This is a genomic window from Sinomonas atrocyanea (assembly GCF_030811715.1).
Taxonomy (GTDB): Bacteria; Actinomycetota; Actinomycetes; order Actinomycetales; family Micrococcaceae; genus Sinomonas; species Sinomonas atrocyanea_A.
This window is the reverse complement of the sequence record NZ_JAUSRH010000005.1, coordinates 48,863-69,901: the sequence shown is the minus strand read 5'-3', so window position 1 is coordinate 69,901 and position 21,039 is coordinate 48,863. Positions and strand designations below refer to the sequence as shown.

The following is a 21,039-nucleotide window of genomic DNA, read 5'->3' as shown; positions in this document are numbered from 1 at the left end:
GAAAGGGGTGATCGGCCCTGGGCCGCATGATCGGTGCTGGGCAGCACCGATCATGCGGGGTTGCACCGATCAGGCAGGAGCAGCGGCGAGCGGGACGGCCAGGGTCTTGAGCTGCACATCCGGCGCGGCGGCCTGGACGGCATCGGCCGGGATGTTCTGGCCCTTGGCAAGGGCGTTCTTGACGGCCATGAAGTCCAGCGGGGCGTTGACGCAGTCGGCGGCGATGATCCGGCCCGCGCGGTAGTACAGGACGGAGAACTTGCCGCGCTCGTCGTCCCGGCGCACCACCGTCGCATCGAAGCCCATGGACAGGCCGGCGATCTGGAGCTTGAGGTCGGCCTGGTTGGACCAGAACCACGGGATGCCCGCGTAGTCCTCGCGGCGGCCCATGAGCGAGTACGCCGCGACCTTCGCGTGCTCGATCGCGTTGTTGACGCTCTCGAGCCGGATGCGCTCGCCGGCGGGGGATCCGGGGACGGGGTTGGGCATGTTGGCGCAGTCGCCCACGGCCACGGTGGTGCCGTCGGAGGCGAGGGCGTGCTGGTCCACGACGATGCCGTTGTCCACGGCGAGGCCCATCTGCTCGGCCAGCTCCGTGTTCGGCACGACGCCGATGCCCACGAGCACGATCTGCGCGGGCAGCACGGTTCCGCCCTCGAGCTCGACGCCGGATACCGCACCGTCGCTGCCGGCGAAGCGGGTGATCTTCGCGCCGAGGCGGATGTCGAGGCCGCGGGCGCGGTGGGCGTCGAGGAAGAACTGGGCGGTCTCCTCGCCCACGGCGCGGCCCACGAGCCGGGGCCCGGCCTCGAGCACCACCACGTTCTTGCCCATCTTCTTCAGGCTCGAGGCGGCCTCGAGGCCGATGAACCCGCCGCCCACCACCACGACGTCCGTCGCGCTGCCCACGATGGCCTTGAGGGCCAGAGCGTCGTCGGCGTTGCGGAGATAGACGACGCCGGCCAGGTCACCGCCGTCGATCGCGAGCTTCCGCGCCCGCGCGCCGACGGTGAGGGCCAGGCGCTGGAACGGGAACTCCGCGCCCGACTCAGCGATCGCGACCCCGGAACCATCTGGGTTCTTCCGGATCTCAGTGATCCGCTCGTCCTTGACGAGCGTGACGTCGTGCTCGTCCCAGTACTCGTTCGAGCGGAAGATGAGCGACTCGTTGCCCACCTCGCCCTGGAGCCACTCCTTGGAGAGGGCGGGACGCTGGTAGGGGCGGTGGTTCTCCTCGCCGAGGAGCGTGATGGGCTCCTCGAAGCCGAGGGCGCGGAGCGAGATGGCCAGCTGGACGCCGGACTGGCTCGCGCCGATGATCAGCAGGCCGGTCGGCTCTGCGCCGGTGCCCGTTGGCTGGGAATCAGAGGCGGTCATGTCACACCTGGGTTTCCGGGGTGGTCACGTACAGGTCCATCCCGTCGGCGAGCTTGAGCTGGCAGGACAGGCGCGAGTTCTCCTCGCGGTCCACGGCGGTGCCGTAGAGCATCTCGTCCTCCATGGGCTCGATGGGCGGGAGCTTGTCGAGGCAGTCCTCGCGGACAAAGACGTGGCACGTGGCGCAGGAGAGCGAGCCGCCGCACTCGGCGACGATGCCCGGCACGCCGTTGCGCACGGCGGTCTCCATGACGGAGTCGCCGGGGCGTCCCTCGATGTCCCGGACGGTGCCCTCCGCGTCGGTGTAGTGGACGATGGTGGTCATTGGGGTGCTCTCCTGAGAGTTGGTGTCAGGTGGTCTGAGATGGGGTGCGGAGACCCGCTAGATGAACTGCCGGCCGCCGTCGACCACGAGGGTCTGGCCGGTCATGTAGGAGGAGTCCGGGCTGGCGAGGAAGAGGGCGGCGCCCACGATGTCCTCGGGCTGGCTGGCCCGCTTGATGGCGCCGCGGTCCACGCCGTACGTGGCGGCGTTCTCCATGAGCCCGTAGCTGGCCTCGGTGAGCGTGAAGCCGGGGGCGATCGCGTTGACCGTCACCCCGCGCCTGCCGAGCTCCTTGGCCAGGACCCGGGTCAGGGCCACGACGCCGCCCTTGGAGGCCACGTAGTGGGCCCACTGCTCGGAGCCGGAGTAGATCGTGGCGCTCGAGAGGTTGATGACGCGCCCGCCCTCGCCCAGATAGGGGCTGGCGGCGCGGGTCACGAGCCACGGGCCCTTGAGGTTCACGCCCATCACAAGGTCCCACTCGGCCGGGTCGATCTCCTCGAACGGGCTGCGGGTCACCGTCGCGTAGATCGCGGCGTTATTGACGACGACGTCGATCCGGCCGCCGCCGAACTCGGCGGCCTCCGCGGCCATCGCCTCGGTGGACGCGACGTCCGTGACGTCGACCTTCAGGGCGAGGGCCTCTGTCCCCTGGCTGCGCAGGAGCTGGGCGGTCTCTTCGGCGCCGGCAGCGTTGACGTCCGCGACGGCCACCTTGTAGCCGCGGGAGGCGAAGCCGAGGGCGAAGGCCCGGCCCAGGCCCCCGGCCGCGCCCGTGATGAGCGCGAGCCGGGGAGCTGTGGTCTGGGGATCAGGCATGCGCCGGCTCCTGCGTGTGCTCGCCGTGCTCGTGGGAGTGGGCGCCGGGACCCTGTACGACGGCGGCGTCGAGGATCTCGACGGTGCCCTTGGTCCCGTCGACCCGGAGCCGCTGGCCGGTGACGATCGTGGTCGACGCCGAGCCCGTGCCGGTCACGGCCGGGAGGCCGTACTCGCGGCACACGATCGCGGCGTGGCTCATCATGCCGCCGATGTCCGTGACGGTCGCGGCGATCTTGCCGAAGATCGGGCCCCAGGAGGGCGCGGTGACGGGCGCGACGAGGATCTCGCCCTGCTGCACCTGCGAGAGCTGGTCGGAGTCGGTGATGACCCGCGCGGGCCCTTCCACGACGCCGGGCGAGGCCGCCATGCCGCGGAGGCCGCCGCCGTCGACCGCCTCGCCTTCCCCGAGCCACTGCTGCACCTGCTCGGTGGTGATGCCCCAGAGCATGCGGGTGAACGGCTCGGTGATGGAGGCCGGCGGGGTGTTGAGCGCGGGGGCCGGGCGGGCGGTCTTGAGCGCGTCGACGATGGCGCGGCGGCGCTCGATCTCCGCGGGCCAGTAGCTCGGGCCGATCGGCTCGGAGGCGCCCACGCCCCACCAGGTGACGAGGTCGAACAGGGCGTCGCGGACCTCGTTGCGGGAGAGGTAGAGGAGGTCATCCGGCTGGGTCCAGAAGCCCTCGGCGTGGAACATCCGGGAGAGCTCGCGGACCTTGCGCCAGAACACGCCCATGGTCCAGTGCTCGATGTAGAAGTTGTGGTTCTCCACGTACGGGTAGCACTGGGCGGCGAGGCCGCGCTTGGCGTCGAAGAGGGCGAGGTTGTCGCCGTCGAGCAGCTCGCGGTACTCCTCGACGATCCGCTCCTTCTCGGCGACGAGCGCCTCGACCGGGCGGAGGATCTCCTGCCCCGCGTCGAGCCGGGCGATGTAGTCCTTGATGTAGTTGAGCGGGATCTCGGGGTGCTCGTTCCAGTACTTGTCGTGCCCGTAGAAGCCGTTGCCCACGGTGAAGTTGAACCACGGCTCGTGGGCCTCCTCCCACCGCTGCATCCAGTGGTCACCCCCGGCGGAGGCGCGGATCGCGCCCAGGGTGGCGTCGGCGTCGTCCGCATTCTCGAATGCGGACTGGATGCCGAGCTCTACGGCGAGGGCGGCGAGGCCCTTGAGCTCGTCGTCGGGGCGGAACAGCTCCATGTCCACGCCCTGCACCATCGTGGCGATCGACTGGTCCGGGATGTTCGGGAAGACCTGCTTGCAGAAGTTGAAGAAGTCCAGGTAGGCGATGTACCCGAGGTTGAGGAACTCGAAGTGGTACTGCCAGTTCTGGTAGGCGAGCTGGATGAGGCGGTCGTAGTTGTCGAGGAGGACCTCGGAGCCGTCCTTGGCCTTGCCCGAGCGGATGTCCTCGATCGGGACCACCGCCGGGGGCTTGGCGAAGGTGATCTGCTCCATCTCGTCGATGGTGCCCTTGACCTTGGTGTGCCACTGCTCGAGCAGGCGCGGCCAGTTCTGGAAGTAGTAGCCCACGCGCTCCTCGAAGAGCGGCACGCGCTCGGCGATCTGGTCCTCCGGCACCGGGATGGGGCTCATGTAGAGGTAGCCGAGGTGGATGCGGAACTCGATCCCGTTCGCGTTGGGGATCATGAGGTGGCGGGCGTTGTACTGGCCCAGGCACTTGACGGCGAACTCGCCGCCGATCGTCTCGAACGGCTTGAACACCGTGGGCCAGTGCTGGCTGTCGCAGAACCAGAACTTGGCGTCCTCCTGCTCCTTCAGCTTGTCCTGGAACACGAGGTAGTAGGGGTACAGCTTCTCCCAGCCCTCGGCTCCGGCGGGGACCGGGAGCTCGGACGGCTTCGGGAAGGACTTCATCGACATTGGTGTGTCCTGTCGCTTGTTTCGGGCGGAACGGAAGGGTGGGGCTAGGCGAAGAGCTTGACGGAGTTCCAGCTGAAGCCGCCGGTCGCGGCGGACGACGGCGCCTGGCCGGGTGCCGTCGTCGTGCTCACCACGGGCTGGGGTGCGGTGGCGGGCTTGACCGAGTGGACGGTCTCGGGGCGGGCCTGCAGGAGCAGGAGGTTCTCGCCGTCGGGGAGGTCGGCGTCGAGGGCCCACTCGATGTCCTGGGGCGTCTTGTAGTGCTTCTCGGCGCGCTTGGCGAGGGTGGCAACCGCGGTGAGTTGCGCGTCGGTGAGGCAGCGGCGGGAGCGTCGTTCGGCGTCGACCTCGCGTTCCACGAGGCGGCGGGCGGCGGGGTCCGGGACGAGCTCGGCGTGCTTGTCGCCGAGGTGCTCGTTGACGAGGGTGAGCGTGACCTTGTCCAGGACGATGTTGTCCGGGGTGACCTGGCCGGAGACCACCATCTCGCCGACGCCGTAGGAGGCGTCGATGGTGATCTTGGAGCGGTCGCCGTTGGTGGGGTCGAGGGTCATGGCGACGCCCGAGGCCTTCGCGTTGACCATCTTCTGCACCACCACGGCCATGGAGAGGCCCTCGTTGGGGATGCCGTTCTTGAGGCGGTAGATGATGGCGCGGGAGGTGTAGAGCGAGGCCCAGCACTTGCGGATGTGCTCGCCCACCGCGTCGAAGCCCTCGAGCCAGAGGTAGGTGTCCTGCTGGCCGGCGAAGCTCGCGTCCGGGAGGTCCTCGGCCGTCGCGCTCGAGCGGACCGCGACGGGGACGGGGGAGTCGAAGCGGGACTGGAGGGCCTCGTAAGCGGCGACCGTCTGGGCGCGGGCCTCGGCCGGGATCGGGCACTCCTCGATGGAGTCGCGGATGGTGGCGGAGACGGCGTCGACCTCGGCGACGTCCTCGGGATTGAGGCCGGCCAGGAGCGCGTGGATCCTCTCGGTGATCTGGTTCTCCGCCATGAAGGCGTCGAACTGGGCCGTGGTGACCACGAACCCGGGCGGGACCGGCATACCGGCGGAGGTCATGGTGACGAGCGAGGCGCCCTTGCCCCCGAGGTTCGCCAGCGTCGGCTCGGTGCCGCCGTCGAAGAACTGGATGTACTGGGTGTCCTGCATTGCGGTCAGGCCTTCCACGAGACGGGGACGGAGACGGGGACGCGGAAGGAGAGGTTCTCGCGGAACTCGATGCTCTCCGGGTCGTCCACGGTGAGGTGGGGGAGCTTGGCCGTGGCCTCCTCGAGGGCGATCTTGGCCTGGAGCTTGGCGAGCATGTTGCCGAGGCAGTAGTGGATGCCGAAGCCGAAGGAGAGGTGCTCGCGGGCGTTGGGGCGGGCGATGTCGAAGGTCTCGGGGTCCTCGAACTTGGACTCGTCGCGGTTGGCCGAGCCCATGACGAGCAGGATGCCGGAGTCCTTCGGGATCTTCACCCCGCCGATCTCGGCGTCCTTCGTGGCCTTGCGGCGCCAGGCGACGATCGAGCCCGAGTAGCGGAGCACCTCGTCGATGGCGCCCGGGATCTTCTTGGGGTCCTCGACGAGCTTCTGCCAGGTCTTCTCGTCTGCTGCGAGGAGGCGGAGGGCGTTGGAGATGAGCGTGGTGGTGGTCTCGTGGCCGGCGAAGAGGAGGCTGTAGGCCACGGAGGCGATCTCGTGGTCGGAGATCTCGGCACCGTCCTTCTGGGCGGTGACGAGGTCCGCGATGAGGTTGTCGCCGCCCTCGGCGTGGGCCTTGGCGACGAGGGCGAGGCAGGCCTGCCAGTACTCGACGAGGTTGTGCGCGTGGGGGATCTGCTCCTCGTCGGTGAGGTCGCCCCAGGTCATCGCGGCGCGCGAGTCGGACCAGCGCTTGTAGTCGTCCAGCTTGGCGAGGTCCTCGCCGATGAGCGTGAGGATGGTGATGGTGGGGACCTCGTAGGCGAGGTCCTTGACGATTTCACCGTGGTGGGTGGCGGCGTCCTGGCCGCGCGCGATCATCGCGTCCAGGCGGTCGGCGACGTTCTGGCGGATGAACGGCTCGAGGACCTTGAACCGGCGCGGCGTGAAGGCCTTCTGCACGATGCCGCGGATGCGGGTGTGCTCCGGGGGGATGCGGGCGGAGAGGCCCGAGTAGGCGGTGAAGCCGCCCTCGTTCATGATCTGGGTGGCCTGCAGGCCGCGCTTGCGGACCGGGGCCTGGGCGTTCTCGGAGGAGAAGGTCTCCCAGTCATCGAAGACGGCCTTGATGTCGTCGTAGCGGGTGACCACGAAGAGGTCGATCCGCTCGTCGTACATCACCGGCTCCTCGGCGCGGAGGGCCGCGTACGCCGGGAACGGGTTCTTCATCTGGAACGGCTCGTAGCCGTGGTGGCTGGCGTTGTGGACGGCCGACGGCGTCCGGCCGGCGCTCGCGGGCGCCGCACCGGTGTCGGTGCCCGCCTGGGCGCCGAACCCGAACGGGCAGCCGGTTCCCTGAGTCTCCAGTGACATCAGCACTCCTTGATCTGGTGGCCTTCGGCGCGGCTCGGGGCCGGGCTTGTGCGTCTAGATCCAGTGTGGTCCTGATCACCGACAAGTGTGCTGGGTCACCTTCCACTGAGTGGAAGTAGCTTGGCAAGGCTGGCGGCCCTGGACCGGCTCGGCGCCCTAAGCATCATGTTCCGGTCCAGTGCTTGCCCTGGTGAATAGAGATAGCGATAAGAGACAGCGACCGCGCCGCCCTGGCCTTTCGAGGGTGGCACGGTCGGCCTCCACAGAGTTCCGGCCGGCGGACGGCGCGCGATCGGTTCGATGGCCGCTGGCCGTCGGCGCGCACCGCACGTTGCTTTGCGCCCGGCGGGTCCGGCGCCCGGTCTGGCCCAGACTCGCCACCACTGCGCCCGGCAGCCAGTAGGACGCAGAGGCGGAGGGTAGGCGCCGCGGACGCGCTGGCCAACGAAGTCCCCACCGGCACGACTCGGCCGAGCGCCGTCAAGAGCGCGCGGCGAGCCTCGAAGGCGTCTCCGACCGTGAGGCCGTCCAGGCACGACTCAGTCCCGACCAAGATCTGGACGCCCGCCCCCTGCAGCCGTCGCCAAGGCACCGGGGCGCAGCCCGAAGGCCGGCGACGCTCGACTTCAATGGGGCAGGCGAGGGTGCTGCAGAAGGCCATGCGCCGATGAAAGGCCCAGCTCGATCGGGGCATCGGATGGTGCGCAGCGGATGATGACCATCAGGGCGGTGCTGGCACTGCCTGCTGTGCTTCGTTCAAGACGTGTTTAATCGCAACCGCGTGAGAGGACTGCGAAATGCAGCTTAAACAGGCCCATTCGTTTGGTTGGCACCTTGCGAGGCCGGGACGAAGAGAGCCGCCCACCAGATCATGAACGGATGCGCGGGCAGCCCGTTGAATCGAGCCATGACTTAGCGGTGTTGTAGAGTGTGCGCGTTGGGGCGCTCTTCTTGTACAATTTTGGAAGCGTCGTCCATATTGGTTAGGGGCGCGGGAGGCCGCCACTCTGGCTCCCCTCTCAAGCGGGTGAAGGTAATGGGGGCGTGATGGATGATGAAGAACACTCCGAAGGTGCCCCGAGGCGCCTCAGGCTCAACTGCGGGACTGACCCTTCATGTGACGGTGAATTGAGTCTACCTGGGCCGATTGCCCTGCCCATCGTTGACCCAAACCATTTTGAATTGATTTCTAGGGCGAGTGTCTCCTTGGGCTCGAAACCCACGGAAACCTCGGCCGATGATGAGAAGAATCTCCAGGTGGTGATTCAGCCGTCAACCGGGTTGGCCATGCATGAAGGCGCCGGCGAGATATGGCACTATACCGACTCGGCCGGGCTAATAGGAATTGTGGGCAGAAACTGCCTTTGGGCGACTTCGATGAGCTCGCTCAATGATTCAATTGAACTATCCTACGGCCTGAATGTCCTTGATCAACTCTTAGAGGAGGTCGAGGACTCAAAAAACATTGACCCACGCCTGAAGCTCTATTTCGTGAGTCTCCGCAAGCTGGCGGAGGCGACTGCAGGCCAGCGCGGGTTGTTCGTAGCGTCAGCTTCTCTCGCTGAGAATTCGCTCGCTCAATGGCGTGCGTACGGGGGAGGGCAGGGGCATGCCGTCGTGCTTGACAGCTCGGCCCAGTTGGCTGTTCTCACGAGCGTCGAGACTTTGAATCGGCCGGATGACATGAGTCCAAAATGGGCGAAGGTTCTATATGATCAACACGCCCAACGCAATTTCTTGGCGGAATGCCTGGGGTACATAGCAACTATTTTCAAGTGTGCCCACCTAGCCTCAAGTGGATGTGAGGCGTGCAGAGCTAATGCAGTGGTTCTTGCGGAGAGTCTTGCTTACTGTAAGGAGCCAAGCTTCGTCGAAGAGCGCGAAGTGCGGCTCGTGATCCAATCGCCGGATGACGGCGCAATCCAATTTCGTTCAAGCAGGTTTGGGATTACTCCCTACCTGCGGCTCACGGGAATGGGTGGCGGCGCAGGATTCTCGACCACAGCCTTCGCGAAATTGCCGATCCGCAAAGTGGTTGTCGGTCCATTCGATACGCGTCATTCATCAGCCGCTTCGATTCCCCTTTTATTGCGAGTGTCGGAGTACGCGGGCGTTCCTGTGGAAACTTCGGCGTCGAGCCTCAGGTAGTGCTAAGTTACCGCCACATATGAGAGGCGAACCGATACACGATGCTCATTCACTACTCAAGCAGTAGGCGGCCGTTGAGGTCTGGCAGGAAAGCAACTTGACATAAGTCAATTCTCGTCGCGTCCTCGACCCATGAAAGCTTTCCATTCGGTCGCCGATCGGGAGCCGAGCAACCATCACTCGCGTGCGGCCTGATTTCGCGCCTCATCAAGGTACGAATACGCCGTCACCCGCGAAATCCTCAGCCGCGCCGCGACGCGGTCGATGCCCTTGCGCATCTGCGGCACGCCCTGCTGGTCGAGTTTGGTCAGGATGGCGATGCGGTCGTCGCGGCTCATCTGGTCCACGGGCTTGCCGACCTCGCGGATGGCCTCGGTGACCATCGCATCCATCACCGCCACGAGGTCCCGGCCGAAGAATTCGTCCGGCTGCTCGGGGGAGTCCGACGCGGCCGCCGGCAGCAGCCCTTGGAGGAGGGACTGCAGGCGCTGGATCGTGCTGACGTCGAAGTTGATGCAGAGGGCGGCGATGATGCGCCCGGCCGAGTTGCGGAAGTAGCCGAACGCGTTGTGGTCCGGGCCCTGGTTGTGGAGCACGCCGGCGCCGAGGCTCGACGACGGGCCCCCCACCTCGCGCCCGGTCACGTGCCCGTTCTCGATCGCGGCGATCGTGTGGCCGAGGTCCACATCGGGCGCCGAGAGGTCGTGCAGCACCACTCGGTCGGACACCGTCCTCGCTTCGAGGACGAGTGGGAAGCGATCCAGCGCCTTGCTGCAGAGGCCTTCCCGACCGCTCCGAAGAACCTGGTCGGGAGCGGCACTGAGAAGTCCCGGCGCGCGGCCCAGGCCCGAAAGGGACAAAGACCAAGGGAGGTCACGATGACAGCGTCGCCGGAGGGAGACTCGGTCGACGATCGCTGACCTGTTGAGTGGCTTCAGGTACGGTCGGAGGTATGCCGAGGACTCTGTTGGCGCGGGGGGCCAACTCACTGCTCGTCTACCCCCAAGGGGAGCGCATTGTCATCGAAGCGGCACGCTCGTTGAGGAGCGCTTCGCACGAGGTCGACCTCTTCGTCGCCGTCGTGGATGAGAGCCAGAAGGTCGCCTCTAACGACCACCTCCTCTACTACAACCAGCCGTCTATACTCTCTGGGTCAGCGAGCTACGAGGGGACAACCTCTGCCGGGGACCGGACGACCCAGAGGGCCAACCTTGACTTGAGTCGACTGGCCGCGCCAGGGCAATCGGTCCTGATTGCGGTGGCCACAGAGAACGGAGCACCTCTCCGGCAGACGCCCGACCTCGCATTGGCCGTTTCGACTCCCGCCGGCCAGAGGTTTGAGATGCCGTTGGAAGTGGAGGGTTCGGAGACATCCGCTCTCGCTGCTGAGATCTACCGGCGCAATGGGGAGTGGAAGGTCCGGTCGGTGTGGCAGGGCTGGAACGATGGCCTCCCTGCCCTGCTCGAGCACTTCGGGGTGGACCTGGCCGACGAGGGGGAGAGCGGACAGGCCGTGGCGCTCGAGTCCACGGGGACGCCCGTCCCGGACGCCGCCCATCCGTCGTCGCATCGCCTCGAGCTGGACCGGCTTGAGCACGCCATCGAAGAGCGTCGCCAGCAGCTGGCCGCCCTCGAACGGCAGATCGTCGAGACGCGTGAGACGGTGTTCCTCCAAGACGTCGGGATCTACGAGTTCGCCCACCCTCTCGACAGCGCTGTGCAGTACAAGGAGCGACTGGACGCGCTGAAGGCCCAGTACAAAGAATTGGCCAAGGGCAGGGCCGTCACCGGTGCCACCAACTGGGCTGTCAACGGCAGTCTGACGGAAGGCGCGCGCATGGTCCGCGAGCAGTGCAAACTGATGCTCCGGGCTTACAACGCCGAGGCAGACAACTGCGTCCGCACCGTCCGCGCCTTCAATCTGGAGCCGGTGTCCGAGCGGTTGGAGAAGGCCAAGGGCGCGATCGAGCGGCTTGGGAAGTCGATGGCCATCAGCATCACCCCGGAGTACCACGCCCTCCGGCTGGAGGAGCTGCGTCTGGCCGCGGACTATCAGGTCAAGGTCGCCGAGGAGAAGGAGCGACTGCGCGCAGAGCGAGAAGAGCGGCGCGAGCAGGAACGCGCCGAAAAGGAGCTGGCCGAAGCCCGGGCGGCGTTCGAGAGGGAGCGCGACAAGCTTCAGGCTGCCCTTGAGATCGCGCAGCGCCAGGGTGACGAGGCTGCCATCGCTGAAATGCAGGGGAAGCTTGAGGAGGCCGAGCACCAGCTTAAGGACATCGAGAACCGGCAGGCGAACTTTCGGGCCGGGTACGTGTACGTCATCTCCAATCTGGGTGCCTTCGGCGATCGAATCGTCAAGATCGGCATGACCCGCCGCATGGAGCCGACGGAACGCATTCGTGAACTCAGCGGCGCCGGAGTCCCGTTCCTGTACGACGTCCATGCCTTGTTCTTCAGCCAGGACGCTCTCGGGCTGGAGAGCCGGCTACATCGGGAGTTCGAGCACAGGCGGGTGAACAGGATTAACCAGCGCAGGGAGTTCTTCTATGCGACCCCGCATGAGGTCCTCGAAGCCGTCCGCCAACTGGCGGGGGAGACAGTGTTGGAGTTCAACGAGGAGGCCGAGGCGGAAGAATTCCGCCGTAGCCTGGCGATAGCCAAGGGGGAGTAGATGGGGTTCAAACGCAGCACCAGTTTCCAGATGGTTCCAGGCATGAGGGTCAGGGTTTCCGCCTCGGGCGTCTCGATCAACGGACGCAGAATCTCAAGCTCTTCCGGATCAGGACGGTCTGGCAGCCGGGCTCGAAGCGCCCCACGGCCCAGGTACACACCACCCCCGCCATCGGCACCGAAGCCTGGACTGCTGTCCTCACGCGAGGAGAAGACCCTGTTCGCCGCAGTGGTCGAGCGCAAGGCGCTGGACGTCGACGACGCCGTCCGCTTCCACCCGAAGTTCGAGAAGGTCGCCCACGCCCTTCTCGGACTCAGGATGCTCGAGGTCCAACAGCTCGAGCGAGCCGCCGATTATCTCCAGCACGCCGTCTCGACCCCCGGCGACATTGTCCACCACCCGTTCGTCCAGAAGTACCTCCCCGATTTCGACTACGAGCTGGCGATCTACGACGGGATCTCGGCCTCTCTGCCGCTGGGGGAGACGCTTCTGCGGTTGGCCGGGGCCGAGGCTTTGCAGGCACTTGGGCGGCTTCAGGAAGCAGCGCAACTCGTCGAGGACGCCGTGCCGAGCGTCCCGGCGGCCCTCAGCCTGGCGGAGCTCTACGGTGAGAATCGACGCTGGGAAGAGGTTGTTGAACTGACCGATGGCCTAGCCATCCAGAATGAGCTCACGGCAGGCCTGGCGCTCCTTCGGGCCGAAGCGCAGATGAACCTGACGAACTACACCGCAGCCAAGGAGTGCCTTAAGCCGCTGACCACCTCCAAGAAGTTCGGCGCCGACATCCGTCACGCGGCGTTGGCCCTACGGGCCGAGATCCAAGCAGAGGAGGGCACCTTCGGGCGGGCTCGCATGGACCTGGAGAAGATCCTTGCCGAGAACTCCCGCTACCCGGGCCTAAGGGAGGCCCTGACGGACCTCCAGCGCCGCGAGGGCGCCGTGACCATTGCAAAGGAACAGGAGAAGCAGCGTGCGGCTGCCGAGAAGGACCGGGCCGCTGCCGCCAAACGGGAGGAGCAGGCGCGGGCCCGCGAAGAGAAGAAAGCCGAGGCAGAAAGACTCCGCGCCGAGCGGACCAAAGCACGCCAGACGCGACCGGCGCCCGCAGTCGCCCACGCGGGCTTCATCGACCTCACGGCTGAAGTGGACTCTCCTGCGGTATCAGCAGCAGCTCTCAGCGCGGAGACCAATGACACGCCAAGAGACCCCGGCTTCTACCCAGACCCTGAAGGGGTGGCGCCTTTCCGCTACTGGGATGGCAGTGCCTGGACCTCGCGGGTGCGAATGACCCGATGAATGGTCTGACGCTCTCGCGTGCAGGGCGGTGCGCCGGGCCTGCGCTACAGTTGGGCCGAATCAGCTTGTGAGCGCCCTCCAAAGAAGAACGGGGAGGATCCCGGGCTTTTCAGGGGGCTGAGGGGGCTTCAATGATTTCGTTTCTCTGGCGCGCTGCAACGGTCGTGATCGGCGTGGCACTTGCCGGGCTTCTCGTGGCAAATGCGTCTGGATTGAATCCGTTCCAGCCGCAACGGGTCGACCGCAGCCAGCCGGCACTTCTGAAGTCGATCAATGACATCAGCCAGTACCACGCTGCTGTCGGTAACCTGCAGGTAGTGGTCGACGTCGAAGACAACGTGACTTGGGTCCCCTCAGTCATTGCGGGTCGGCGAACGCTGTTTGTCGCGGCGGGCACCGTCGACGCTTATGTCGACCTCGCTGGTCTCGTGGATCAGGATGTGATGGTCTCCTCCGACGGCAAGTCAGCAACGGTGCGGCTGCCGAAGGCGCAGCTCGACAAGCCGAACCTTGACCACGACCGATCCTATGTTTTCTCCCAGGACCGCGGCGTCCTCGACCGGATTGCCGATGCAATGGAGACGCCACAACAAGCCCAGTTCTACAAGCTCGCTGAATCCAAGTTGGCAGCGGCCGCCGAGGACTCAGAACTTCGAAAGCGCGCTGCGGAGAACACCAAATCAATGCTCACCGGCTTGTTCAAAGCCGGCGGGATTAGCGTCACCTTCCTCGACAAAGAGGCCTAGTAGGACCCTCTACCCGGACTGACCCTTTGCCCGTACGCGCGCTGTCGGCCAGTGCCGTCACTCGCCCCCGGGCTGGTTCCGCGCCTCGTCGAGGTACGAATACGCCGTCACCCGCGAGATCCCCAGCCGCGCCGCGACGCGGTCGATGCCCTTCCGCATCTGCAGCACGCCCTGCTGGTCGAGCTTGGTGAGGATGGCGATGCGGTCGTCGCGGCTCATCTGGTCCACGGGCTTGCCGACCTCGCGGATGGCCTCGGTGACCATCGCGTCCATCACCGCCACGAGGTCCCGGCCGAAGAACTCGTTCGGCTGCTCGGGGGAGTCCGAGGCGGCCGCCGGCAGCAGGCCCTGGAGGAGGGACTGCAGGCGCTGGATCGTGCTGACGTCGAAGTTGATGCAGAGGGCGGCGATGATGCGCCCGGCCGAGTTGCGGAAGTACACGGAGGAGCACCGCAGCTCGCGGCCGTCGGCCGTGAAGCCGCGGTAGCCGAACGCGTTGTGGTCCGCGCCCTGGTTATGGAGCACGCCGGCGCCGAGGCTCGACGACGGGCCGCCCACCTCGCGCCCGGTCACGTGCCCGTTCTCGATCGCCGCGATCGTATGGCCGAGGTCCACGTCGGGCGCCGAGAGGTCGTGGAGCACCACCTCGCATCCGGGCCCCACGGCCGCGGCCATCGCGTGCATGGCCGGGCGGAACACGGCGAGGATCTCGTCCACGGACTCGTACGTTCCCATGCGGGCGAGCGGGTGGTCCGCCGCCGGCTGGGCCGAAGTCAGGGTCATGTCTACCTCGCTCATGGGTCAGTCCTACGCGCCGCGAAGGCCATAGACAAATTGTATTAGCCGTAGACAGACTGTTCAAGAGGGTGCTAGCTTCGTCATCGAAGGGCAGGCCGACTCGCCGCCCGCACTCACCGCATCTGCACACATCGGGGCAAGGAGGCTCTCGTGGCACAGGCATACCAGGTACCGCAATCGGGGTGGCGCTCGATCTCAGCGAAGCAGCGCCGCACGGTCGCTGGCGGCGCGATCGGTACACTCATGGAGTACTTCGACTACTACCTCTACGGGCTGGCCTCGGCCACCGTCTTCCCCGCGGTGTTCTTCCCGGCTGCCAACCCGGTGGTCGGAACGCTCTCCTCATTCGCCAGCTTCGCGTTCGGCTTCCTGCTCCGGCCGATCGGCGGCTTGGTCTTCGGCCACATCGGCGACCGCATGGGCCGGAAGACCACTCTGATGATCACGGTCATCGGCATGGGCATCTCCACGGCGGCCATCGGCCTGATCCCCTCGGCCAGCACCATCGGGATCGCCGCACCGATCCTCCTGCTCTTCTTCCGGATGCTGCAGGGCCTGTTCGTCGGCGGCGAGATGGGCGGCGCGGCCGCGCTCGTCGTCGAGCACGCCCCGGCTGGCAAGCGCGGACTGTACGGCGCGCTGCTGATCAGCGGCGCCGGCATCGCCAACGTCGCCTCGGCCGGCCTGATGGCGGCCTTCGGCGCCGGCCCCAAGTCGTTCTTCATGGAGTGGGGCTGGCGCGTCCCATTCCTCCTCGCCCTGGTCCTGGCCATCGTGGCGATCGTGCTGCGGTCCAAGCTGGAGGAATCCGAGGAGTTCAAGGAGCTGTCGGCGAACCGAGAGTCTGCGGGCGCCAAGCGGAAGTCCCCGCTCCGCGAAGTCTTCCGGCACCCGAAGAACGCCATCCTCGGCATCCTCATCGGCCTGCCGCAGAGCATCGCCGGGTACATCGTGCTGACCTTCGGCCTCGCCTACATGGTGTCCAAGGGCACCCAGGCGCAGGTGGGCTTCATCGGCACCATGATCGTCGGCGTCCTGCAGATCTTCGTCGCGCCGATGTGGGGAAGCCTCTCGGACAGGATCGGCCGCCGCAAGGTCTACATCGGGGCGTGCATCGCCTTCGCCCTGCTGGTCTACCCGACCTTCGCGCTCTTCAGCACCCAGACCGCGATCCTGATCTGGCTCGGCATGGTGATCGGCTTCGTGATCCCCGGCGTGGCCATGCAGGGCACGCTCCAGACGATGCTCGTCGAGATGTTCGACGTCGAGGCCCGCACCACCGGGGTCAACATCGGGTACCAGATCTCGAACACGATCGGCGGCGGCTTCGCCCCGCTCATCGCGACCGCGCTCTCCGCCGCCTTCGGCAGTGTGTGGCCCGTGATCATCTACGTCGCGGTGATCGCCCTCATCGGCGTCGTCGCCACCGCCTACGCCTCCTTCCGGCCGGACACCGAGGACGCGGGACGGCTCCACGACACCGCGGCCGAGGCAACCGCCACCGAGACCTCCAGCCACTAGACCTTACGTACCGAGACTCAGAGAGAAGAGGACACCTCATGACCGTCACGACCAAGACCGCTTTCCGCACCACCAACGCCCCGCAGCCCGCTGGCCCCTACAGCCAGGCGATCGAGGCCAACGGATTCGTCTACACCGCCGGCTTCGGCCCGCAGGATCCGGCCACGGGCGCCGTCGCCGACTCGGTCGGCGAGCAGACCCGCCAGGTGCTGCGCAACATCCAGGCCATCTTGGCCGAGCGCGGCCTCACGCTGGACGACTGCGTCAAGACCACCGTCCATCTCGCCGACCTGGCCGACTTCGCCGCCTTCAACGAGGCCTACCAGGAGTTCTTCTCCGAGCCCTACCCGGTCCGCACCACGGTCGGCTCGCAGCTGGCGAACATCCTCGTGGAGATCGACGTCGTCGCCGCGGTGCCCGAGGGCCGCTGAGGAACACCTGACACTCGAAGGGAAGACATGCCAAGGAAGCTGCGACTGGAGGAGCTGGGCAACGCCCGCCTCTCCGCACGCGACAAGGGGATCCCGGCCCGCGCGTTCGGGATGACGGTGGGCGAGTTCCTCGCCAGCGGGCCGCGGCTCTCGGAGTTCTGGACGCCGATCGTCGTCCTCGACGACGAGCTGATCGGGCACAACGTCGACGTGATGGCCCAGTGGTGCTCGGGCCGCGGGCTCGAGCTGATGCCGCACGGCAAGACGACCATGGCTCCCTCGCTGTGGCAGCGGCAGCTCGACGCCGGGAGCCTCGGCATCACCCTCGCGACCATGGGGCAGGTCCGCACCGCGCGCAGCTTCGGCCTGGACTCCATCATGCTGGCCAATTCCGTGGTCGACGAGCGCTCGCTGGCCTATCTCGCCGGCGAGCTGGCGGACCCCGAGCTGAGCTTCGTCTGCTGGGCCGACTCGATCGCGACCCTGGAGGCGATGGAGCGGGGGCTCCGGCGGGCCGGCACGCCGCGGCCGGTGGACGTCTGCGTCGAGCTCGGCGCCCCCGGTGGGCGCACCGGGGCGCGGACGCTCGCCGAGGCGCACGACGTCGCGCGGCGGGCTGCCGCTTCGGAAGTCCTCCGCCTGGCGGGGGTCTCCGGCTACGAGGGCGCCCTCGCCCACGACCGATCGGACAAAGCCCTCAAGGCCGTGCGCTCCTACGTGGAGCGGCAGGTCGACCTGCACCAGGCCCTGGCCGACCTCTACGACGGCGAGGGCGACCTCTACGTCACCGCGGGCGGAAGCGCCTACCCCGACGTGGTGGCCGACGTGTTCGGCAGCGCGATGGCAAACGATTCGCGCGCCGGCGATTCGCGGACCCTGTGGACACTGCGCAGCGGCGCCTACATCACGCACGACGACGGGTTCTACCGCCAGATCTCCCCGTTCGACGAGGGGAGCGCCCGAGCCGCCACCCCAACAACGGCGAGCCGACTGCGCTCGGCGATGCGCGGCGTCGCCCGTGTGGTGTCCCACCCCGAGCGCGGCCTGGCGCTGCTCGACGGCGGGAAGCGGGACTTCCCGTTCGACGAGGGGCTGCCGGTGCCCCGCGCCGTCGCGGCCGATCTGGACGGCGCGTGGTCGCCGCTCACGGATGCCTCGGTCCTCGCCATGAACGACCAGCACAGCTACCTGGGGCTGGCGGGCGACGACGTGGCGCTCGGCTCGGTCGTGGCGCTGGGGCTCTCGCACCCCTGCACCACGTTCGACAAGTGGCGCTACCTGCCCGTCGTGGCCTCGCAGGTCGACGACCGCGTGGTCGACCTCGTCCAGACCTTCTTCTGACCATCTCTCCACGGAAAGGCGCACGAATGCGGTTGCTCCTGCGCGGCGGCACACTCGTTGACAGCACGGGGATGCGGAAGGCCGACGTCGCCGTCGAACGCGACCTGATCACCGAGATCAGGGAGATCGCCCCCGAGCCCGGTGACGAGGTCCTCGACTGCACAGGGCGGTACGTGCTGCCCGGATTCATCGATGCCCACTCGCACGCCGACGGCCTCCTCGAGGACGAGTCGGTGCAGCGGGCCCTGCTCAAGCAGGGGGTGACCACTGTCATCGCCGGCCAGGACGGGGTCTCCTACGCCCCGGGCGACGGGGCCTACGCGAGCGACTACTTCGCCGCCATCAACGGCCCGCACCCGCTCTACGCCGGCGGTGGCGTGGCCGCCTACCTCGCCGCGGCGGACGGCCGATCGCGGCTGAACTCCGCCTACCTCATTCCCGCGGGGACGGTCCGCTGGGAGGTCTGCGGGCGCTCGACCGCCCCGGCCGACGAGCAGCAGCGCGCCGCCATGGCCGCACTCGTCGAGGACGGCATGCGCGACGGCGCGGTCGGGCTGTCCACCGGACTCGACTACGCCCCCGGAATCTTCGCCACCACCGACGAGATCGCGGCGCTGTGCGCGCCGGTGGCCGAGGCCGGCGGCGTCTACGTCACCCACATGCGCGGCGGATACGAGGCCAACTCCGCCGCGGGGATCGAGGAGATCGCCCGCATCGCCGAGGCCTCCGGCGCCCGCGTCCACATCTCGCACTTCCACGCCCAGGCGCACATCGTCGCCGCGCAGCTCGAGGCGCTCGCCCGCGCCGGCGTGGACGCCACCTTCGACGCGTACCCCTACACCCGCGGCTGCACGCTGCTGGCCATGCCGCTGCTGCCGCCGGACCTCTCGCTGCTGCCCGCGGAGGCCGTCGTCGAGGCCATCCGCGACCCTGCCCAGCGGGACCTGCTGCGCCGCGAGTGGTTCCCGAAGGTGGAGCGCAACGCGAGCCTGGGGCCCGAGTGGCCCTCGATGATCACGCTGGCCCACATCGCCGCCCCCGAGTTCGACTGGGCCCACGGCCTCACCCTCGATGCGGCTGCCGCCCGGAACGGCACCGATCCCGTCGACTTCGCGCTGGACGTGCTGGCCGCCTCCCGCCTGGAGGTCAACGCCATCATGGCAGTGCGCCACGAGCGGCCGACCTCCGAGCTCGCGGCCATCTTCTCCAGCCCCGGGCACATCGGCGGCTCCGACGGCATCTTCGTCGGTGCCCACCCGCATCCTCGGGCCCGCGGGACCTTCGCGCGGTACCTGCGCGAATTCGTGCGGGAGACGCCGACGTGGTCCTGGCCGGAGGCGGCCGGCCACCTCTCGACGGCCCCGGCGGCTCGCTTCAGTCTGGGGCGCCGCGGTCGGGTGGCGCCGGGGTGGATCGCCGACCTCGTCGTCGTCGACCCTCAGACGGTCGCCGACACCGCCACGTACGAGGAGCCGCTCGGCGAGGCGGTGGGCATCGACGACGTCCTGGTGGCCGGCCGGCCGGTGCTCGCGGGCGGCGCGCTCGTTGACGGCGCGCCGGGACGCGGCCTGAGGCGCGAGCAGATCGGAGAATAGGGAGTCATGCTGCACACTTCGAACCCACGCCTGATCACCATCGGGGAAACGATGATGATGGTGACTCCCGCGCGTGCCGAGTCCCTCGCCACGGCCGACGACGTCCGCCTCCACCCGGGCGGCGCCGAGTCCAACGTCGCCTGCCACACCGCCCATCTGGGGGTGCACTCGGCCTGGGTGAGCGCCGTGGGCGACGACGTCCTCGGACGCCGGATCGTGGAGTCGATCCGGAGCCGCGGCGTCGACACGCGGTGGGTCACGGCCGACCCGGAGGCCCCCACCGGGGTCTACTTCAAGGACCCCGGCCACGGGGTCCTGTACTACCGGCGCGGGTCTGCCGCGTCCCGGATGAGCCCCGAGACCCTCGCGGGCGTCCCGCTCGAGGACGCCGACGTGGTGCACCTCTCGGGCATCACCCCCGCGCTGTCGGCGACCTGCGCGGCGCTGGTCGACGCCGTGATCGAGCGCGTCGCTGCCAGCAGGGCCACACTGACCTTCGACGTCAACTACCGGCCGTCCCTGTGGCCCGAGGGCGCGGCCGCCGACGTCCTGCGCCAGCTGGCCAACCGGGCCGACGTCGTCTTCGTCGGCCTCGACGAGGCGCACGCCCTGTGGGGCTGCGCCACGCCGGAGGACGTGCGGGTCCTCCTGCCGGGGCCGCACAGGATCGTGGTCAAGGACGGCGACGTCGGCGCCACCGAGCTCGGCCGGGACGGCACCGTGTTCGAGCCCGCGATCCCGACCGAGGTCCTGGAGGCGGTCGGCGCCGGCGACGCGTTCGCCGCGGGCTACCTCGCCGCCGACATGAACGGGGCGGACGCCTCCGGTCGGCTCCGCGCCGGGCACGAACGGGCGAGACTGGTCCTGCTCTCGATGAGCGACTTCGTCGCAGATCCTCCCGCTGCCGCGGCCGCAGCGCTCACGCATTCCACCGATTGAAAGGACCCATCCTTGGCGATGATCGACAACTCTGAGTTCAGCAGCATCTTCGGCGGAGCGCCGCTCATGGCGATCCTCCGCGGCATCGGGGTGGAGAGGAGCCTCGCCGTCTCGACGACCGCCTGGGACCTCGGCATCGACGTCGTCGAGCTTCCCATCCAGACCCCCGACGACGTCGAGGCGCTGCGCGTCGTGGCCGCGGCCGGGCGCGAGCGGGGCAAGGTCGTGGGCGCGGGCACCGTCGTCACGGCCGGGCACGTGCAGCAGGCCATCGAGGCCGGCGCCCACTTCACCGTGGCTCCCGGGTTCGACCTCGAGGTGGTGCGCGCCTCGGCAGATGCCGGGCTGCTGCCGCTGCCCGGGGTGGCGACGCCCAGCGAGGTCCAGATCGCGCTCAAGGAAGGCCTGACCTGGCTCAAGGCCTTCCCCGCCTCCGTGCTGGGCACCGAGTGGATCAAGGCGATGAAAGGCCCCTTCCCCGCGGCCAAGTTCGTCACCACCGGCGGGATGCACGCCGGGAACGCGGCCGACTTCCTTGCCGCCGGCGCCAAGGTCGTTGCGGTCGGATCGGCGCTCGAGGACCCGTCCCAGCTCCCCAAGCTCGCGGAACTGATGGGGACCTCCGGTCGGTCGGTGCAGACAGGGGAGTAGCG

Annotated in this window: 18 protein-coding genes; 10 read left to right on the top strand and 8 right to left on the bottom strand. The window is 67.9% G+C overall.

The features are described 5' to 3' along the window. Positions 1-69 precede the first annotated feature (69 nt). The 6 genes from J2W21_RS09765 to J2W21_RS09740 are packed head-to-tail and all read right to left on the bottom strand — an operon-like array spanning position 70 to position 6,900. Entirely contained in the window at positions 70-1,377 is a 1,308-nt protein-coding gene (locus J2W21_RS09765; protein ID WP_307114320.1) for an NAD(P)/FAD-dependent oxidoreductase, read from the bottom strand. A 1-nt stretch (position 1,378) separates the two neighbouring features. Next, the gene (locus J2W21_RS09760) at positions 1,379-1,702 is read right to left on the bottom strand and encodes a 2Fe-2S iron-sulfur cluster-binding protein (protein WP_307114319.1); all 324 of its coding nucleotides are present in this window, start codon (positions 1,700-1,702) and stop codon (positions 1,379-1,381) included. 57 nt (positions 1,703-1,759) lie between these two features. Beyond that, positions 1,760-2,521: an SDR family NAD(P)-dependent oxidoreductase gene (locus tag J2W21_RS09755; RefSeq protein ID WP_307114318.1), complete on the bottom strand. Its 762-nt coding sequence runs from the start codon at positions 2,519-2,521 to the stop codon at positions 1,760-1,762. Beyond that, positions 2,514-4,403, bottom strand: coding sequence for a PEP-utilizing enzyme (locus J2W21_RS09750; protein ID WP_307114317.1), 1,890 nt, complete (start codon positions 4,401-4,403; stop codon positions 2,514-2,516). Before J2W21_RS09750 ends, J2W21_RS09755 begins: the two co-directional genes overlap by 8 nt. 44 nt (positions 4,404-4,447) lie before the next feature. Beyond that, positions 4,448-5,551, bottom strand: a complete 1,104-nt coding sequence (locus J2W21_RS09745; protein ID WP_307114316.1) for a PEP/pyruvate-binding domain-containing protein — start codon at positions 5,549-5,551, stop codon at positions 4,448-4,450. Between the two features lie 5 nt (positions 5,552-5,556). Further along, positions 5,557-6,900 carry a cytochrome P450 gene (locus J2W21_RS09740; protein WP_307114315.1) on the bottom strand — a complete coding sequence of 448 codons (1,344 nt, stop codon included), beginning with the start codon at positions 6,898-6,900 and terminating at the stop codon, positions 5,557-5,559. A gap of 1,047 nt (positions 6,901-7,947) precedes the next feature. Between J2W21_RS09740 and J2W21_RS09735 the strand changes: the two genes are divergently transcribed. Continuing rightward, entirely contained in the window at positions 7,948-9,048 is a 1,101-nt protein-coding gene (locus J2W21_RS09735; RefSeq protein ID WP_307114314.1) for a hypothetical protein, read from the top strand. A 176-nt stretch (positions 9,049-9,224) separates the two neighbouring features. Here the strand turns inward: J2W21_RS09735 and J2W21_RS09730 are convergent, their stop codons facing one another. Further along, the gene (locus J2W21_RS09730; RefSeq protein WP_307114313.1) at positions 9,225-9,776 is read right to left on the bottom strand and encodes a helix-turn-helix transcriptional regulator; all 552 of its coding nucleotides are present in this window, start codon (positions 9,774-9,776) and stop codon (positions 9,225-9,227) included. A 224-nt stretch (positions 9,777-10,000) separates the two neighbouring features. Between J2W21_RS09730 and J2W21_RS09725 the strand changes: the two genes are divergently transcribed. The 3 genes from J2W21_RS09725 (at position 10,001) to J2W21_RS09715 (ending at position 13,761) form a co-directional block, all read left to right on the top strand. Next, positions 10,001-11,719, top strand: a complete 1,719-nt coding sequence (locus J2W21_RS09725; RefSeq protein WP_307114312.1) for a DUF4041 domain-containing protein — start codon at positions 10,001-10,003, stop codon at positions 11,717-11,719. Positions 11,720-11,947: 228 nt separating this feature from the next. Further along, positions 11,948-13,015, top strand: coding sequence for a DUF2510 domain-containing protein (locus J2W21_RS09720; RefSeq protein ID WP_307114311.1), 1,068 nt, complete (start codon positions 11,948-11,950; stop codon positions 13,013-13,015). A 131-nt stretch (positions 13,016-13,146) separates the two neighbouring features. Further along, a complete protein-coding gene (locus tag J2W21_RS09715) occupies positions 13,147-13,761 on the top strand; it encodes a DUF4230 domain-containing protein (protein WP_307114310.1) in 615 nt (204 codons plus the stop codon). Between the two features lie 57 nt (positions 13,762-13,818). On the opposite strand, the gene J2W21_RS09710 is transcribed toward J2W21_RS09715, so the two are convergent. Next, positions 13,819-14,559 carry a helix-turn-helix transcriptional regulator gene (locus J2W21_RS09710; protein WP_307114309.1) on the bottom strand — a complete coding sequence of 247 codons (741 nt, stop codon included), beginning with the start codon at positions 14,557-14,559 and terminating at the stop codon, positions 13,819-13,821. Between the two features lie 150 nt (positions 14,560-14,709). Here J2W21_RS09710 and J2W21_RS09705 point away from each other — a divergent pair, with 150 nt between their 5' ends. Genes J2W21_RS09705 through J2W21_RS09680 form a run of 6 tightly spaced genes read left to right on the top strand, consistent with a single transcriptional unit; the run spans position 14,710 to position 21,037 of the window. Continuing rightward, positions 14,710-16,080: an MFS transporter gene (locus J2W21_RS09705; protein WP_307114308.1), complete on the top strand. Its 1,371-nt coding sequence runs from the start codon at positions 14,710-14,712 to the stop codon at positions 16,078-16,080. A gap of 38 nt (positions 16,081-16,118) precedes the next feature. After that, positions 16,119-16,511, top strand: a complete 393-nt coding sequence (locus J2W21_RS09700) for a RidA family protein (RefSeq protein ID WP_307114307.1) — start codon at positions 16,119-16,121, stop codon at positions 16,509-16,511. 27 nt (positions 16,512-16,538) lie between these two features. Further along, the gene (locus J2W21_RS09695; RefSeq protein WP_307114306.1) at positions 16,539-17,852 is read left to right on the top strand and encodes an amino acid aldolase; all 1,314 of its coding nucleotides are present in this window, start codon (positions 16,539-16,541) and stop codon (positions 17,850-17,852) included. 26 nt (positions 17,853-17,878) lie between these two features. Then, positions 17,879-19,447: an N-acyl-D-amino-acid deacylase family protein gene (locus J2W21_RS09690; protein WP_307114305.1), complete on the top strand. Its 1,569-nt coding sequence runs from the start codon at positions 17,879-17,881 to the stop codon at positions 19,445-19,447. Positions 19,448-19,453: 6 nt separating this feature from the next. Further along, positions 19,454-20,386 carry a sugar kinase gene (locus J2W21_RS09685; RefSeq protein ID WP_307114304.1) on the top strand — a complete coding sequence of 311 codons (933 nt, stop codon included), beginning with the start codon at positions 19,454-19,456 and terminating at the stop codon, positions 20,384-20,386. An 18-nt stretch (positions 20,387-20,404) separates the two neighbouring features. Then, positions 20,405-21,037: a bifunctional 4-hydroxy-2-oxoglutarate aldolase/2-dehydro-3-deoxy-phosphogluconate aldolase gene (locus J2W21_RS09680; protein WP_307114303.1), complete on the top strand. Its 633-nt coding sequence runs from the start codon at positions 20,405-20,407 to the stop codon at positions 21,035-21,037. Positions 21,038-21,039: the final 2 nt, after the last annotated feature.

Coding starts and splice junctions, on each gene's coding strand:
- J2W21_RS09765 (WP_307114320.1), bottom strand. CDS start 1,377: ATGACCGCCTCTGATTCCCAGCCAACGGGCACCGGCGCAGAGCCGACC.
- J2W21_RS09760 (WP_307114319.1), bottom strand. CDS start 1,702: ATGACCACCATCGTCCACTACACCGACGCGGAGGGCACCGTCCGGGAC.
- J2W21_RS09755 (WP_307114318.1), bottom strand. CDS start 2,521: ATGCCTGATCCCCAGACCACAGCTCCCCGGCTCGCGCTCATCACGGGC.
- J2W21_RS09750 (WP_307114317.1), bottom strand. CDS start 4,403: ATGTCGATGAAGTCCTTCCCGAAGCCGTCCGAGCTCCCGGTCCCCGCC.
- J2W21_RS09745 (WP_307114316.1), bottom strand. CDS start 5,551: ATGCAGGACACCCAGTACATCCAGTTCTTCGACGGCGGCACCGAGCCG.
- J2W21_RS09740 (WP_307114315.1), bottom strand. CDS start 6,900: ATGTCACTGGAGACTCAGGGAACCGGCTGCCCGTTCGGGTTCGGCGCC.
- J2W21_RS09735 (WP_307114314.1), top strand. CDS start 7,948: ATGGATGATGAAGAACACTCCGAAGGTGCCCCGAGGCGCCTCAGGCTC.
- J2W21_RS09725 (WP_307114312.1), top strand. CDS start 10,001: ATGCCGAGGACTCTGTTGGCGCGGGGGGCCAACTCACTGCTCGTCTAC.
- J2W21_RS09715 (WP_307114310.1), top strand. CDS start 13,147: ATGATTTCGTTTCTCTGGCGCGCTGCAACGGTCGTGATCGGCGTGGCA.
- J2W21_RS09710 (WP_307114309.1), bottom strand. CDS start 14,559: ATGAGCGAGGTAGACATGACCCTGACTTCGGCCCAGCCGGCGGCGGAC.
- J2W21_RS09700 (WP_307114307.1), top strand. CDS start 16,119: ATGACCGTCACGACCAAGACCGCTTTCCGCACCACCAACGCCCCGCAG.
- J2W21_RS09695 (WP_307114306.1), top strand. CDS start 16,539: ATGCCAAGGAAGCTGCGACTGGAGGAGCTGGGCAACGCCCGCCTCTCC.
- J2W21_RS09690 (WP_307114305.1), top strand. CDS start 17,879: ATGCGGTTGCTCCTGCGCGGCGGCACACTCGTTGACAGCACGGGGATG.
- J2W21_RS09685 (WP_307114304.1), top strand. CDS start 19,454: ATGCTGCACACTTCGAACCCACGCCTGATCACCATCGGGGAAACGATG.
- J2W21_RS09680 (WP_307114303.1), top strand. CDS start 20,405: ATGATCGACAACTCTGAGTTCAGCAGCATCTTCGGCGGAGCGCCGCTC.